Annotated in this window: 15 protein-coding genes and 1 pseudogene; 12 read left to right on the forward strand and 4 right to left on the reverse strand. The window is 61.2% G+C overall.

Features of this window, described 5'->3' with window-relative positions; genetic code table 11:
- The first annotated feature begins 123 nt into the window (after window positions 1-123).
- The 6 genes and pseudogenes from H1S03_RS16625 (at window position 124) to H1S03_RS16650 (ending at window position 6,954) form a co-directional block, all read left to right on the forward strand.
- Window positions 124-4,377, forward strand: coding sequence for a strawberry notch family protein (locus tag H1S03_RS16625; protein ID WP_185805252.1), 4,254 nt, complete (start codon window positions 124-126; stop codon window positions 4,375-4,377).
- 122 nt (window positions 4,378-4,499) lie between these two features.
- Window positions 4,500-4,886 (forward strand): DUF6878 family protein, encoded by a 387-nt coding sequence (locus H1S03_RS16630; protein ID WP_166194688.1) that lies wholly within the window; start codon window positions 4,500-4,502, stop codon window positions 4,884-4,886.
- Between the two features lies 1 nt (window position 4,887).
- Window positions 4,888-5,349, forward strand: coding sequence for a DUF6915 family protein (locus H1S03_RS16635; protein WP_166194691.1), 462 nt, complete (start codon window positions 4,888-4,890; stop codon window positions 5,347-5,349).
- A gap of 100 nt (window positions 5,350-5,449) precedes the next feature.
- A pseudogene (locus tag H1S03_RS16640) lies at window positions 5,450-5,747 on the forward strand (hypothetical protein).
- Between the two features lie 125 nt (window positions 5,748-5,872).
- The gene (locus H1S03_RS16645) at window positions 5,873-6,601 is read left to right on the forward strand and encodes a DUF736 family protein (RefSeq protein ID WP_166194697.1); all 729 of its coding nucleotides are present in this window, start codon (window positions 5,873-5,875) and stop codon (window positions 6,599-6,601) included.
- A 140-nt stretch (window positions 6,602-6,741) separates the two neighbouring features.
- Window positions 6,742-6,954 carry a GmrSD restriction endonuclease domain-containing protein gene (locus H1S03_RS16650; protein WP_166194700.1) on the forward strand — a complete coding sequence of 71 codons (213 nt, stop codon included), beginning with the start codon at window positions 6,742-6,744 and terminating at the stop codon, window positions 6,952-6,954.
- Window positions 6,955-7,079: 125 nt separating this feature from the next.
- On the opposite strand, the gene H1S03_RS16655 is transcribed toward H1S03_RS16650, so the two are convergent.
- The 4 genes from H1S03_RS16655 to H1S03_RS16670 all read right to left on the reverse strand — a co-directional run bounded on the left by H1S03_RS16655 (window position 7,080) and on the right by H1S03_RS16670 (window position 10,270).
- Window positions 7,080-8,312: a type II toxin-antitoxin system HipA family toxin gene (locus tag H1S03_RS16655; RefSeq protein WP_166194703.1), complete on the reverse strand. Its 1,233-nt coding sequence runs from the start codon at window positions 8,310-8,312 to the stop codon at window positions 7,080-7,082.
- Window positions 8,305-8,895: a helix-turn-helix domain-containing protein gene (locus H1S03_RS16660; protein ID WP_166194706.1), complete on the reverse strand. Its 591-nt coding sequence runs from the start codon at window positions 8,893-8,895 to the stop codon at window positions 8,305-8,307. Before H1S03_RS16660 ends, H1S03_RS16655 begins: the two co-directional genes overlap by 8 nt.
- 143 nt (window positions 8,896-9,038) lie before the next feature.
- Window positions 9,039-9,950 carry an ImmA/IrrE family metallo-endopeptidase gene (locus H1S03_RS16665; RefSeq protein ID WP_166194709.1) on the reverse strand — a complete coding sequence of 304 codons (912 nt, stop codon included), beginning with the start codon at window positions 9,948-9,950 and terminating at the stop codon, window positions 9,039-9,041.
- Window positions 9,947-10,270: a helix-turn-helix domain-containing protein gene (locus tag H1S03_RS16670; RefSeq protein WP_067920594.1), complete on the reverse strand. Its 324-nt coding sequence runs from the start codon at window positions 10,268-10,270 to the stop codon at window positions 9,947-9,949. The genes H1S03_RS16665 and H1S03_RS16670 overlap by 4 nt, the downstream gene beginning before the upstream one ends.
- Window positions 10,271-10,412: 142 nt before the next feature.
- Between H1S03_RS16670 and H1S03_RS16675 the strand changes: the two genes are divergently transcribed.
- The 6 genes from H1S03_RS16675 to H1S03_RS16700 all read left to right on the forward strand — a co-directional run bounded on the left by H1S03_RS16675 (window position 10,413) and on the right by H1S03_RS16700 (window position 15,014).
- On the forward strand, window positions 10,413-10,646 hold the full coding sequence (locus H1S03_RS16675; RefSeq protein ID WP_166194712.1) for a DUF2188 domain-containing protein: 234 nt from the start codon (window positions 10,413-10,415) through the stop codon (window positions 10,644-10,646).
- A 17-nt stretch (window positions 10,647-10,663) separates the two neighbouring features.
- On the forward strand, window positions 10,664-10,930 hold the full coding sequence (locus H1S03_RS16680; protein ID WP_166194715.1) for a multiubiquitin domain-containing protein: 267 nt from the start codon (window positions 10,664-10,666) through the stop codon (window positions 10,928-10,930).
- Window positions 10,905-12,089: a ThiF family adenylyltransferase gene (locus tag H1S03_RS16685; protein ID WP_166194718.1), complete on the forward strand. Its 1,185-nt coding sequence runs from the start codon at window positions 10,905-10,907 to the stop codon at window positions 12,087-12,089. The genes H1S03_RS16680 and H1S03_RS16685 overlap by 26 nt, the downstream gene beginning before the upstream one ends.
- Window positions 12,079-12,504 (forward strand): ubiquitination-like system serine protease family protein, encoded by a 426-nt coding sequence (locus H1S03_RS16690; RefSeq protein WP_166194721.1) that lies wholly within the window; start codon window positions 12,079-12,081, stop codon window positions 12,502-12,504. Before H1S03_RS16685 ends, H1S03_RS16690 begins: the two co-directional genes overlap by 11 nt.
- A gap of 844 nt (window positions 12,505-13,348) precedes the next feature.
- Window positions 13,349-14,278, forward strand: a complete 930-nt coding sequence (locus tag H1S03_RS16695; RefSeq protein WP_166194724.1) for a DUF2493 domain-containing protein — start codon at window positions 13,349-13,351, stop codon at window positions 14,276-14,278.
- A 529-nt stretch (window positions 14,279-14,807) separates the two neighbouring features.
- Window positions 14,808-15,014: a hypothetical protein gene (locus H1S03_RS16700; RefSeq protein WP_007120662.1), complete on the forward strand. Its 207-nt coding sequence runs from the start codon at window positions 14,808-14,810 to the stop codon at window positions 15,012-15,014.
- Window positions 15,015-15,409 lie beyond the last annotated feature (395 nt).

A 15,409-nucleotide genomic window follows, 5' to 3' on the forward strand; every position in this document is an offset into this window, starting at 1 on the left:
AGAAGAATGAGATCTTCGCCGGGATTTTTGACTTGCCCGAAACCCTTGACAGAGGCCCGCCCCATTACGGAAGCGGGCTTTTTGTCCTTTGGAACTCAGACCCTGATCCAAAGGAAATTTCCCATGTCCAAGCCCTGCTCAACGCTCCCCAATCCTGTAGAATCCAAAGCTAACTTCGTCTCTGCCCTCGAGCAGATCGGCACGGAGGTCGACCACCAACCCCTGCGCAGCTCAGCGCTCGCGCGCATTATGCGCGAGACGTTTCATGGCAGCGGTGCCTGGGACTGGCGCATGGCCTATGATCTAATGCAGGCTGCGGCCATCCAGGTGCTGCTGCGTGGGGAAGGTGCTTCAGGTGACATCGACGCTGCAAAGCTGCTTGCCTCACGGCTCCTGACGGAAACGCGCCGGTCAGAGCAGCAGATCCGGCTGCAGCAGTTTTCCACGCCGCTGGCATTCGCGACCATGGCGGTGCGGGCCGCGGCGATCCGCAAGGGCGAGACCGTGCTGGAGCCCTCGGCTGGCACCGGTGCCCTGGCCGCTATCGCCGCCCGGGCCGGTGCCACGCTTGTGCTCAATGAAATCGACCCCTTTCGCCAGCGCCTCCTGCGCGCGGTTTTCGGCGGCGAGGTCACAGGCGATGACGGCGAGCATATCGATGATCTGCTGCAGACGCCGGTTCTACCCGACGTCGTGGTGATGAACCCGCCCTTCGCCTCCTCGGTCGATCGCTCCCGAGACAAGCACATCGCCGCCAAGCATCTCATCGCGGCTGCAAAGCGCCTGGCACCCGGCGGGCGGCTTGTGGCGATCATGCCGCCGGGATTCACGCCCGAACGCGATGCCGCGCATTGGTCCCGCGCCTGCGGTCTCCTCACGCCGCGACTGGCGCTGACGATGCCGGGACAGGTCTACAGGAAGCTCGGCACCTCTGTCGAAACCCAGCTGATGGTCTTCGACAAGGTGCAGGAGGATGGCGAGATGATCCGCGTCCCTGTGCGGGATCTGGATGAAGCCTTGGCATATGTCGATGCCGTGGCCGCAACCCGGACCGAGATGCGCCCCGCTCAACGGGTTGAAGCGATCCCTCATGCTCGACCGACCGTTGCATCCTCTGCCCCGCGCAAGACCGCCGCTGCGCCTGTCGCCCCCTCCAATTCCCGGGCCAATGCCGTTGTCCCGCTAGTTTTCACGAGACTTGAGACCCCGCGCGACAACACGCCCATCTCGGACATCTACGCGCGCTACCGTCCGCAGCGGATCGAGATCGCAGGTGCGCAGGAACATCCCACCCCGCTCGTTGAAAGCATCGCCATGGCCTCTGTGGCCCCGCCCATGCCCTCAAACACGGGCAGTGATGACTTGCGCCTGCCCGGACGGTTGATCGACGAGGGAGATCTTTCCGAGGCGCAGCTGGAAACCATCATCATGGCGCATGATGCCCATGGGCGCGACCTGCCCGGTCGGTTTACCATCGATGACGACCAGACCAAGCTGACGCGCGCCGATGATGACCCAGACGCACGGGCCTATCGCCTTGGGTACTTTCTCGGCGACGGCACCGGTTGCGGCAAGGGCCGCGAATGCGCGGGGCTCATCCTTGTCAACTGGCTGGCCGGACGCAGAAAGGCGATCTGGGTCTCCAAATCCGCGACGCTCATCGAGGACGCCATCCGCGACTGGACCGATCTTGGCGGCTCGCCCGCCGACATCCAGCCGCTCTCCAAATGGAAACCCGACCAGTCCATCCCGATGGGGGACGGCATTCTCTTCGTCACCTACGCCACGCTGCGCTCGGCGGGCAAATGCGGCACCACGCGGCTGAGCCAGATCTTTGAGTGGATGGGCGACGACTTTGAAGGCGTCCTCGCTTTTGATGAGGCCCATGCCATGCAGAACGCGGCTGGATCCGAGCAGGGCAGGGGGGTCAAACCCTCGCAGCAGGGCCTTGCGGGCCTGCGGCTGCAACTGGCCGCACCACGCGCACGCGTCTTTTACATCTCGGCCACGGGTGCCACGAGCGTGCACAACCTGGCCTATGCCGCGCGGCTGGGGCTCTGGGGGCAGGGCCCCGAATACCCCTTCCCGAGCCGCGAGAGTTTCGTCTCGGCGATGGAAGCCGGCGGCGTTGCCGCCATGGAGGTGGTCGCACGCGACCTCAAGACGCTCGGCCTCTACACGGCCCGCGCCCTCAGCTTCGATGGCGTGGAATATGACGTGCTCGAACACGCGCTCACCCCGGCCCAGATCGAGATCTACGACGCCTATGCGGGTGCGTTTCGGACGATCCACCACAATCTCGAGGCTGCGTTGACTGCGACCGGCGTCAATGATGCTTCGGGAGAGACCAATGCCTCGGCTGCTCGCGCCTCGGCCAAGTCCCGCTTCGAGAGCACGAAACAGCGCTTCTTCAACCATCTCCTGATGGGCATGAAAGCCCCGACCATCATCCGCGCGATCAAGGACGATCTGGCAGCGGGCAAGGCTTGCGTCATCCAGGTGGTTTCGACAGGCGAGAGCCTGCTGAAGCGGCGACTTGAGACGATGGATCCGGAGGACGAGCTCGTCGAGGGTGCCTTGACGCCGCGTGACTACGTCCTGGGATACCTCGAACAGGCCTTCCCAATCCATGCGCAAAAGCTTGTCGAGATCGACGGCAATATGGTGGCCGAGCCGCTCCGCGATGAAACTGGCGCGCTGGTTGTCTCCCGCGAAGCGCTTGCCCTGCGCGATGCGGCCATGATGGAGTTGATGACGCTGGCCCCGATCCCTTCGGCGCTGGATCAGATCCTCTGGGCTTTTGGCGACGAGGCCGTCGCTGAAGTCACGGGGCGGTCGATCCGGCCCCTCAGGGCCGAGGACGGCCATCTTTTCATCGAAAAGCGCAGCGCCAGCAGCAATTCGTCGGAGACCCAAGCCTTCATGGACGGCGAGAAGGATATCCTGATCTTCTCCGATGCAGGCGGCACGGGCCGATCTTACCATGCGGCCCAAACGGCGAAGAACCAGAAACGGCGGCGGCACTATCTTCTGGAGCCCGGCTGGCGCGCGGATGCGGCCATCCAGGGGCTCGGGCGCACGCATCGCTCGGCTCAGGTCAGCGCGCCCTTCTTCCGGGTCTGCACCTCGGATGTGCATGGAGAGAAGCGTTTCACCTCGACGATTGCCAAACGCCTCGACCAGCTGGGGGCCTTGACCAAGGGTCAGCGCGAGACCGGCTCGCAGGGCATGTTCCGCGAGGAGGACAATCTCGAAAGCCCGATCGCACGGGCGGCGCTGCGTGGGTATTTCGCCGATCTTGCCGCTGGGCGCGCCGAGGCGATGAGCTACGAGAGCTTCACCGACTGGACAGCGCTGCGGCTGATCGACAAGGATGGGGTGCTGCTCGAAGAGCTGCCGCCGATCCAGCGGTTTCTGAACCGGGTTCTGGCCCTGCCCATCCACATGCAGAACGCGCTCTTTGCGGAATTCATGAGGCGGATTGCCGATCAGTCTGAGCGGGCGCGAGCGGCGGGCACGCTCGATCTCGGCGTGGAAACCCTGCGTGGCGAAAAGATCGAACAGGTCTCCACAGAGGATCTCTGGACCTGCCCGAAATCCGGCGCCGTGACGCGGATCGTCGGGCTGGAGGTCACCGACCCGGTCCACGTCCTTGGGGCCGAAGAGGCCATGTCGCGCAATCCCGACAAGCTGCCGATGGTCAATCGCGCCTCCGGTCGCGCGGCGCTCATCTCGGCGCGGCCCATGCAGATGTATGACGAGGACATCGTGACGCTGATGCGTAAGGCGGTGCGGCCAAACGGGTCGAGCTATCTCGAAGAGGCACGGTTTGAGTCCTCGGCCTGGGAAGACATCGGAAGGCCCGAGTTTGCAAGGCTTTGGGATGCCGAGGCAGCGTCCCTGCCAAAAACCACTACGACCAAGCTCTACCTGCTGACCGGTCTCTTGCTGCCGATCTGGAAGGACATTCCGACCACCAATGAGCGCATCTACCGGGTCACGCCCGACGGGGCGACCGCCATGATCGGGCGCACGTTGAGCGAGGAAGGGGCGGCCGCGCTGCGCGCCCGCTTCCTCGTCTCCAATCCGCAAACGCCGCAGGAGATGTTGACCGCTGTCCTCGGCACCACCGCGCCTGTCGATCTGGGCCGGGGTCTCACCTTGACCCGTCGCCGTGTCGCAGGCGAGATGCGCCTCGAGCTGGGCGGCGCGGATCGGGGCATGATCGACGGCCTCAAGGCAATGGGGTGTTTCACCGAAATCATCGCATTCCAGCTGCGGGTGTTCCTGCCGCATGGGGACGGGAACGACACAGCGGGCATTCTGGCCCGGATCGTGGGGCAGGGAGCCGCCAGAGCGGCAGAACAAGCCGCCTGAAAAGTCAAAGCGGGCTTCCGGTCGGGCGTCGCGGATCTGGGTTTCACCGGTCTGCGCTTTCCGGGCGCGGGTAGACCAGTGCTACGCCCGGCCCCCCCAACTTCAGACAAGAGGACAGACCCATGACCAATCCCCAGATCGACTATGCCGCAATGGCGGCTCAGTGGCGTGCAGAGCGCGAAACCACCCTGAAGGCATCCCGAACGGAGGTGCTCACGCAACTACGTGCGCTTGGCATCAGCGAAGTGACCGCCGAATACGAAGGCTATGGCGACTCCGGCAATGTCGAGGATGTGACCGTGCAGCCTGCAGAGGTCCAACTGCCGGAACCGCTTGCGACCACGGTGGGCGATTTCGCCTGGTCGCTCGCTTATCACCATCACCCGGGGTTCGAGAACAACGAGGGCGGCTATGGCACGCTGACGTGGGACATTGCAGCAGACAGCATCACGCTCGATCATGCGGACCGCTATGTCGAATGCTCGCACAGCTATGATGAGGGGCTTTGATATGGCGCATCCGCTGCATCATGCCGAAAGCTCGGCCCGGAAATTCGGCGGGGTGCCGTCTGACTATCAGGCCATCCACGACTGGTTCGACGCTTCGAAAGAACACCTCGCCCTCTTCACGCACCGCGCCTTGCGTCATCATGCTCAAGGCCTGTTCGAGGCCGAACGTGTCTTCGGTCTGACCCTGACCAATAGCGCGGGTCGGGACATACCCGTGCGCTGGATCGGCGAGCAGCATGTCCGTGAAGACTGCCAGGGCCGCATCCCGAGCATGGCGGACTGGCTGCGGCGGATCCAGCCCGAGCCATGGATGGCCAATGGCCATATCGACCGGCATTCTGGCGATGAGTCCTGCGGCGACCCAAGGGTTGCCTGGGCCTCCGAGGTCGCCGCCGGACGAACGGTTCTTGGTCTGAAGAATTGGATGGCGGCGCGCGCGACGCAAGCCACGCAAGGTGTCTGACAGCTCTCGGCCGTTTGCCAAACAAATGCTGTATGGAAGCCTGGTCGGACGATCGGGCTTCTTGCGTCGTTTCCCCACCATTCTTCTTGAGGAGGTTCGCATGACACTCGAAGACATCAAGGCCGCCGTCGATGCCGGCCAGACCGTGCATTGGGCCAATACCGGCTATGTTGTGCACAAGGACCGGCTCGGTCAGTACCTCATCACCTATCTGCCGAACGGCAGCTGCATCGGTCTGACCGACCGGGAAGGGCACCGGTTGAACGGCAAAGAGGTGGAGTTCTTCATCGCGCGATCGGAGGACAGCGCGGAAAATCCGGGCAGCCAGACCAGACGGGCAGGGGAGGGGCGTAGCACCCGGAGGCGCGGGGGCATTCCCACTCGGACGGCAGCTCTGACCCGTGGGCGGGGCTGAAAGGAAAGCAAGCTTTTTGATTTGTGATCCCTCAAGGGGTCGAGAAAGCAATCCCGGATGCGCTGGCAAGGACGTCAGGCACCGGCCAATCAAAGAAGGAACCATCCCATGTTCGCAGGAACCCTCACCCGCAATGTCGAGACCGCAGCCGCTCAGTACACCGGCATGATCCACTCGACGCGCTTTGATATCGCCATCCAGCTTGAAACCCGCCCGAAAATGTCCGCGCGCAGCCCGGATTTTGACGTGACGGCGGTGAACAAGTCAGGCCGCAAGGTGCGCATCGGCACGGCCTGGAACGAGACCGGCAATACCAGTGGCAATCCCTACATCTCGATGCAGATCGATGTCGGCTTGGGCCCGTTCCGGGTCAACGCGGTGCAGACGAAAGAGGCGCGCGCGGCCCAGAGCGGCGCATTCGAGATCATCCCGCTGGTCTCGAACGGCCTGATGAAATCCGGCTCGATCTCGGGCGAGCTCACCGCGATGGACGCAGACAACGCCTTCACCGGCTACATCGCCAACATGATGTTCGATCTGGAGTTCATGCTGATCGAGAACAGCTACAAGACCGAGGAGACCCACCCCGATTACCGGATCGAGGTCAGCTCGCCCCGGGGCACGCTGATCCGCGTCGGCTCGGCCTGGATGGCGAAAAGCAGCCGCACGGGCAACGACTACCTGTCGCTGCTGATCAACACGCCTGATGGCGACCTGCGCGTCAACGCCGTGCAAAACGAGGAGCAGCGCGGTGGCCAGACCTTCTCGATCATCCCGTTCATCGACAGCGGTGAGCAGCCGCAGGATGCAGGCACGGGGCTGTCGCTGGTTGCCTGATCAGCGCGCGAGGTGAGACGATCTGAACCGAAAGGGGAGCCGTGGGACCACGGTTCCCCTTTTGCTGTGCTGGTGTAGTTTAGAGATGGCGTGAAGGAAATTATGCTCAGGTTAGTTGTCGGAGTAGGCCCAGAGCCGTCATGCAGCAGGCGGTGGCGGCGCCGGCTGATGCTGTGGCAAGCACCAAGGGAAGCGGAGCGCAGATAGCGATCTTTGCAAACTCATCCTGTCTCTATCTCAACAAGCGCCTTTGCGAACATGACAGCTGGAACGAGGCAAAGATCAGAGAACGATCGGGCGACTTGTTCGAGAACGCCAAGAAAATCTGGAACCTGCCAAACGCCGCAAGCTAACATCTATCGCCTTGCTTCGCCGGAGCCGTCCGTCACCCCTCACTTGCTGATGGGGGTGCGGCGGCGCAGAAGAACAGGGCACCGGCCTCCGCCCTGCTTTGCTGGTGAGTCAGGAACCTCTTGCGCTATGACAGTTCTTCCAGGATGGGCACCGTCTGCATGTGCGCCTCTACCGCCGCCCTGACATCATCACTCATCGGCAGGTGTGCCGCTTCTGTTTCCCAATGCTCCCGAAAAAGTTGAACCGTCTCTTTGGCTGCGTCGATTGCCATCTTTCTCGGGATCGATGCTTTGACGGCAAGGTGTTCTAACTCGTCAACTGAAAACGCTGAGAAGACACGCGCACGACTGATCTTCATGTTGGTCGCATCGCCTGGGATGTAGGGCACGGTCGCCACAAAATCATAGGCCGGTGCGAGTGAGACATACCGCCGGTCCGGATAGATCAGCGACCAGTTTTTCATGTGCATGTCGGCATTGCCGATCAGCATGTTGAAGGTCAGACGCCGGACATACTCGGTGATGTCGGCATCATTGCCTTCGGCGGCGATTACCTGGGCGATGTTCCGGAATGTGCCATTGCCGTACTTATCTTCTGGGTAGAGCCCGTAGACCTGTGCAAAATCCTCAATATGCACGCGTGATCCGTCGGACAGGCGATCAAAGCGCTCGATCACAAAGGCATGGCTGCCGATCTTATCGATTCCTTCGGGCAGGTTCTTGATCGCATCGATCCCCACGAGATCAATGGCAGGCACATTCATGCCAATAAGGCTCGCCAGCTTCATCATCGAGAATTCATTTTCGGGTACGCCCGCGAATTCACGGGAGGGGAGCTTCACGATCCAGGAGCCCCCGACGCCGGAAGCGGGAATGGTCAGGCCACCAGTTGCTCCCATCACCGCCGAGAACTTGAGCTGAACACCCGCCAGCGAAAACCGCAGCGCGTTCTCGCGACGATCATCGCCGTGATCATCGTCGCCACCGGCAACATCAGGCGGCCAGGCTTCACCATCGGCCGGGGCGATCGTGATCGCGCCGGGCAGGTCGTGGCCGAGCGCCCAGAGCAGATAGAATTCACGTTCGGGATTCACGCCTGCCTGTTCCGCCAGGTATTTGCGCAAGTGCCCTTCGGGCAGAAGGTTCGAGAAGAAGGGCATGACGCGTTTCTGATACGGACGAAAATCCGTATAGAGCTCCCCGAATTCATCCTTGAAGGCAAGACCAAGGGTCGCCCTGTCTAGGTCGGCAATATACTCGTCGGTGAAGGCAAAGATGGTGCGATCACCCCCGAGATTGGTAAGTGTGCCGATGGGCGCGCCATAAAGATTGACGTTAAGGACGGAGACACTACTCATCGTTATCTCCATCTAGGCGGTAAGCGGGACGCGCCGGGCGCGCCCGATCCTCATCGGCCATGCCGTGTGCGAGGGCGTTGCGGAAACTGTTCATCTGCTTGGACGCGTCTTGCAGGGTTTTAAGGCCGCCCGGGTTATCCACGGTTTTGAGTGCCTCGCGGATGCTGCGCAATGTGTCAGTGTTCCGGATAAGATTTTCGAACTGGCGCAGCTCCCGAAACTGTCGCTGCAGATTCTGGATGGCTGAATTGTCGATCTTGAGTGACTGGATGTGCTCAAGCTGCTTGGCCAGCTGCGTAAACTCCTTGTGCGTTTCGGGCGTTGCCTTGGGCGCATCGCCTACGCTGCGAGTGATCGTTCTGACGGCGGGTGCGGCCTTGCGCGGCACGAGCGCCAGCTCCAGACCAAGAGCGTTTGCGATGGCGGTCAGACTTGAGACCGTCAGGTTCACAGCGCCGCTCTCGATCTTGGAGATGTGCGACTGCGGCACGCCTGCACGGGCGCTTAGCGCGCGCTGGCTAAGCCCCTTCTTCTCGCGCGCAGCCTTCAGTGTCGCTGCCAGTTTCTCGCTCTCATAGCTCATTTTGATATAATCCTGCACATCAAGCTAAGCGCCTGATCTACTTAAATGTATCATGTAAGACTTGCAATTTCAAGGCATGATCTGCTTTTATAGATCATACTCTGTTTACGATCTAATTTAATAGATCAGTCTTTGGGGCTTTTCTAGCTCAGCCAAGAAGAGCCGGGCGTGCGGCTCATCATACGGTCGTATGTGTCTTCCTCGGCCTCTTCGGAAAGTTCGAAGCGTGATGGTGCATCCCCAAGATGGATAAGGGAAAGCGCAAAGTCGTGGACTTCGGAGACCAGAGCATGCTCGGTGCAGGGCTCTTTGAACCAGACGCCCGCCTCATGCTCTCGCGTTGCCTTTCGTCTAATTAGCTCTGCATCCGTTGCCGGAATCGCAGCTGCCGGTATCTCGATTGGTGGTCGGCCGGACGTTTTGAAATAAGCGCCCGTGCGCAAGGCGCGACCACTTGACCACCCCCAATGAATAAAACCGTCGATAGACTTCACAAGAACTGCACGGCGCTCGGTGTACTGCAGCCAGCGCAGCGTCGCTGCGATCAGGGATACGCCGTAGCGATCAGCGCACTCTCCCAAAGCTTCCAGGTCAGGCTGGGATTTCGGGGCGATCTGCGCGCGGAAGTCATCCAACGGCATGAGTAGATTTGCGGCAAACTCGTTCGCCTCTTTCTCGATCTGCCGGTAGTTGCTGTCCCAGCGTTCCATATCCTCGGAACTGCAACGGATACCGTCAGGATGATCCTGTCTGTGCAGGAGGTAGTGCCCGAACTCATGGGCGAGCGTAAAGTTGATACGTCCCGGCGACGCTGTGTCGGAATTGTAGAAAATGCCCCAGCCTTTTTCGCCGGGCGGCGCCTTCATCAAGGCGCCCTCGAACCCTTTCAGCGGGGCGCCCTGCACAAGACTTATCGGATCTTCAGGAAAGCGCTGCTTGGAAAAATCGTAGGCAAGCGCTCCAACGTTCACCGGAAAGCGGTGGTCGCCACCCAAGGTGTTCAGGATGATGGTCAGATCGTATGCCCATCGTTGTGGCGACTTTGGCTTGCTCATCCGGGCTTCCCCCATAGCTTTACCATCTCGCGAATTTTTTCTTTGGTGTCGGCGTCCATGTGCCGGTATTCGCGATAGAACTGCACATCGACTGCATCCTCTTCTGATATCGCCTGCTTTTCGTCGAGCAGGTATTCAATCGTGACGCCAAGAACTTCAGCGATCTTAGTCAGCTTTTCCGCAGATGGTCGCGGCGGATTCTTGTTCTCCAGCTCCCAAATGTAGCTTTTGCTGGAGCCGGAGAGTTCGGCGAGTTTGTCGAGCGTTAGCTTCTGCTCCTTCCGTAAGCGGCGAATCTTCTCTCCCAGGCTGTTGGTCATGTGGCGGCCTCCCCATCGATCTTCTTGTTCGGTAAAGACGTACTTTAAGTGCTTGACTTCTGACTTTCAACAAATATATGATGTTCGGAGTAAGCGTACTTTTTGTGCCTGCACCCCCTAACGAACAGGAGGTATGAGAAACATGACTAAGGGACCGAAGACCCATCATGTCGTGCCGAACCCGGCAGGCGGATGGGATGTGAAGCGTGGCGGCGCATCCCGCGCAAGCAGCCACCATGAAACGAAGCAGGACGCTGTTGATCGCGGACGTGAAATCAGCCGCAACCAACAAAGCGAACTGCGCATCCACAACCGCGACGGACGGATCGCCAGCAGCGATAGCCACGGTGGCGATCCGTTCCCGCCCAAAGGTTAAACAGAAAGGTCATAGCCATGGCGAAAGACGAAAAAGGCAAACCCGACAAAGAGTACACGATTGTCGTGAATGGCCGCGAGAAGACGGTGACGGCGACGGAGCTTGGCGAGGACGATCTGGTCGCCCTTGCTTACGAAAACCCGCCCACGGGCGAGTTGATCTGCTTCACGATCACGTACCGGCGCGGCCAAGGCAACAAGCCCGAGGGCACGCTGGATGACGGCGATACCGTGAAGCTGAAGGAGGGCATGATCTTCAATGTCACGGCAACTGATAAGTCGTAACGCCGATCTCAAGGCCCTCGAAGAAGGCGGATACGAGGTGGCTGTACAAGGTGGCCACCTCGTGATCTCCAGCGTGCCCTACGTGAACGCCAATCGCGAGGTAAAGCTTGGTTCGCTCGTCTCTGTTCTGCAGATGAACGGGGGCGAGACGATGACGCCGAGCGACCACAAGACCTATTTCGTGGGCGAACATCCTTGCGATCAGGACGGCAAAACACTCGAAGGCATCAGGCATTCCAGCAAACGCCAGAGCCTCGGTAAAGACATCACGGTAGACCATATGTTTTCGGCTAAGCCGAAAGAGGGCTACCGCGACTACGAGCACAAGATGACCACCTATGTGGAGATGATCGCATCCCCCGCGCGGAAGATCGATCCGACAGCGGATGCACGCAGCTACGTGGTGGCAAATTCCGATGACCCCGATCCGGTATTCAACTACCATGACACGGCCTCGACACGGGCCGGGATTGGCGCCCTCTCAGACAAACTGGCGATGAACAAGGTCGCCATTGTCGGTCTCGGCGGCACAGGCTCTTACGTGCTCGATCTGATCGCCAAGACGCCGATCCGCGAACTGCATCTCGTCGATGGGGATGATTTTCTTCAGCACAACGCTTTCCGTAGCCCCGGCGCGCCGAGTATCGAAACTCTGCGGGAGCGGAAAAAGAAGGTCGATTACTTCGCGACGCTGTATGAGCCCATGCGCAAGGGGATCGTCCCGTACCCGGTTTATCTCGACGCCTCCAACGCGGACCTTTTAGACGAGATGGATTTCGTCTTTGTGTGCGTCGACTCCGGCATCGCCAAACGCCCGGCAGTCGAACGCCTCGAAGAACAGGGCATCCCCTTCATCGATGTTGGTATGGGCATCGAGATGGGCGACGATGCCTTGGTCGGCGTGCTGCGGGTGACGCTGAGCACAGCTGAGCGGCGCGAACCGCTACGCCGCCGCGTGGGCATGGGCGAAGCAGAGATCGATGAAGCTTACGCCACCAACATCCAAGTCGCTGACCTGAACGCTCTGAACGCAACGCTTGCGGTGATCAGATGGAAAAAACTGGTTGGATTTTATGCCGATTTTGAGGGCGAGCATTCCAGCAACTACACGATTGACGGCAACATGATAAACAACATGGACAGGCGCGATGACGATTAAGAAAATTATCCATAAATTTGTAGATGCGATCCCCGAGCGGACTGAGGAGGGCGTTCTTTATCTTGCCATGGATTACGCGACGGCCGTTCATAAATGCGCCTGTGGCTGCGGCCGTGAAGTGGTCACGCCTTTAAGCCCGACGGATTGGAAGATGGGTTATGACGGTGTATCTGTGTCTCTCTCGCCATCCATCGGAAACTGGAGTTTTCCCTGCCGGTCGCATTACTGGATCAAGCACAGCAATATCCGATGGGCAGGCGATATGAGCGATGAACAGATTGCAGCAGGACGGGCTCACGACCGTCGCGCCAAAGGTCGCTATTACGATGCGCCGGAAGCCCCCGCAGCAAGGGCGAATGCGGATGCGCCACAAGGTCTTTGGCAACGTGTCCAGCGGTGGCTAAGCGGCAAGTAATGGTTAATTCCGACGCCGATACCCTTACCGCGAGAACGGTTTTGTCCTTGTCCCGAATCCCTTCCGCTCGATGATGTATGGCGGCTGCATCTACGGCGAAAGACGGTTTATCCAGATGCGCATGCAGCATATGTATCCCCACCCGCCGTCAAAACCCGCAACTTTGCGAAGTCCACTTCCTGCGCATCGCTGCCGTTCGTCCGAGGCGCAGCGAATGACTGGCTCCCGCCCATCACGGCGAATGCTGGCGAAAACACACTCGTATAGTCGGCAGCGTTAACGCCTGCACATCAACCTGAGTCCCAGCCTTGCGGCCTCCCCTGCTCGGCTTCGCGTGTCGCAGGGGAGAACGGCCCTTCGGTCCGTCGCGCATTCGGCCATGCGGCCTCACCGCGGCGTCGCACCCGGCATCCCGGTTTGCCCGCCTCGCGAGCACGTCCCTCCCTGGCCGCTCCGCCGGATTGCGCTCTGGTCTGTTTTGCGGGGCAAAACGATCCCGCCGATTCATCCGTCTCCCGCGTCCGGTCGGGCCGTTTGCCTGCTCGTGTCGGGCAAACCTACCGTCAAAACACACACACATGAGTGCGGAAGCATATCCTCCGGATGGCCCCCAAATCAGCCCGCGTCAAGGATCACAAAACTTTTCGGCGAGGGCGGGGCCCGTGGCGCGGTGCGGTCCCGTGCGTGAGGGTGCGCATGTGTCCGGTGCTGCGCGCAGAAAACTTTTGCGCCCGGCAAGCCGGCGGCTGCGCCGTCCCTGACCCGGGCAGATTCGGAAACCAGGCATTCGGCCATGCCCCCACACTCACGTGGTGGCCTTGGAACCGAACACTGGAGACCAGACATGGCTTACGACACTGCAAACACCTACGAGACCATCGAACTTTTCGGATTGACCGAGAAGGACGCGCAGCTACCGATCCCAGAAGATCACATCCTGACCGACCGCATCATCCGCGAGAGCTTCGAGGCTTTGCTCGGGCAGCTGCGCGGGACCGGGCTTGAAGCAGAGATTGAACCGCTGGCCCATGGACTCGCGACGATCCTGCAGCGGCGCAAGGTGGCGCTCGGCAAGGAGGTCGACCGCACCGCCGACAAGATCGGCGCGCTGGCAAAATCCCACGACGGATCGGAGATCGCCGAGACCGCGCTCGAAGAGGCGCAGGCCCGCTTTCTGCAACTGCGCGAGATCGTCGGCGCAATCGAGGTGATGAGCGAGGCGGCGGCGGAATGCTACGAGATCGAGACGGGTCACGCCTTCATCCCGGCGGCAGGCTCGCGCGCCAGCGTCCGGGCGCAAGAGACCGGGGCGGTTTTCGAGGCACGGCAGCTCCTGGAGCAGCACGACCGCGAAACTGCCGCGAAGTCGAAAGTCGAGGGGGTGCCCCTGATCGTCTCGGGCGCCACCGACTGGACCGATGTCGATGTGATCTTCAACACGCTCGACAAGGTTCGCGAACGGATCAAGCAGAACCGCAACCAGGAGATCTTCCTCTGCCACAAGGGTGGCAAGCACGGGGCGGAGATGATTGCGGCCCGGTGGGCGCGGGCACGGGGTGTCGCGCAGGCGCGGTTCGATCCGCGCTGGTCCGCGCACGGGCGGGCGGCACCGTTCAAGTGCAACGACGAAATGCTGGACGACAAGTTCGCGGCGACGGGGGTTGTACTCTTCGGCGGCAACGGTGTCGCGCTGAACCTCGGGCAGAAGGCGGAAGCGAAAGGCCTGACGGTCATGCGGGTTGCGGACCCGGCGAAGACGGCGTCGCAGGAGTGAAGAGAGGGGGTCGCGCTTGGCGCGGCCCTTTCGTCATGTCTCACGGGGCGTGTGGTCGGGCACGCGTGACCGGCAGCTCGCGGCGGCAGCACTGTCATCCCTCTACCCGGTCCGTCACAATGCGGCCCATCCGCATCGGTGCGTGCTGGGGATGGTGCGCCCCGCACACACATCGTCAGCAGCGTAAGACGCGAGGGGTCGAGACATCGCACATGAGGCTGAAGACCTGTAGGTTCCGCGGGCGTGTTTCGGAACATCGCACCCCCGCGGGCGGGCAGCGTCAGCACCCCGGCCAGGCTCGGCGAGACGCGGATGGTGGCGCTGGCGTGGTGGCAAGGGTCATCCGGATCACTCCTTTTTGCTCATAGATGTGGATCGCACGGGGTCGGCCCGTTCGTGCCCTCAGCTTCGCTTCGGCAAGCACAAATACGGCTTCCACGGCTGGCCGCGGACCCTCCGCATTTGCGCTTGCGACCGGGCCTCTTGCCCCCGTGCCGGGTGATCCCCATCGCAACAAGGAGTAACCCAAATGACCAACCACTACGTCGCCACCGTCCCCGTCAAGTTCACCGACACCGATGGCCAGGAGCGCACCCGCTTCCAGCGCGTGGGTGCCATGTTCCGCAACACCCGCAACGGGGACGGCTCGGAGTTCTTCAGCCTCAAGCTCGACTTCCCTGTCGCGGTCTCGGAACTGGTAATGTTCCCGCCGAGCGCGAAAGATCCCCAGGACTGAATCCTCTGACGAGGATGGGCCGCCCCAGGACGATCCGGGGGCGGCCCGATCCTTGTTCCAGGAATGCCCGGTCCGGCGGTCAGATCGCCCGAGGCGACCTCACGAAGCTGCCGGTCGCTCGCGACCGAAGGATTATCGCTGCTCGGAATGATCTGGCCGCGACAGACCGGCCAGTCAGCCTCAAGGGGGCCATCCGCAAAAACCTGTCGGCCAGGGCCTCCCGGTTTTTGCGGCAGAGATTTGGGCCGAGCCAAATCTGGCCTCCCTTGACCCTGCCTGTCCGCCCTGTCGGAGGGGTTTGCGCCCGCCCGCAGTTCCGTCCGAACACATGCCAGACCGTGTGAAAATGGCACCCCAGTGTCCACGAATGCGTGGAACGATTGGGTTTGCATCTA

It is taken from the genome of Pontivivens nitratireducens (assembly GCF_014235845.1).
Classification (GTDB): domain Bacteria; phylum Pseudomonadota; class Alphaproteobacteria; order Rhodobacterales; family Rhodobacteraceae; genus Pontivivens; species Pontivivens nitratireducens.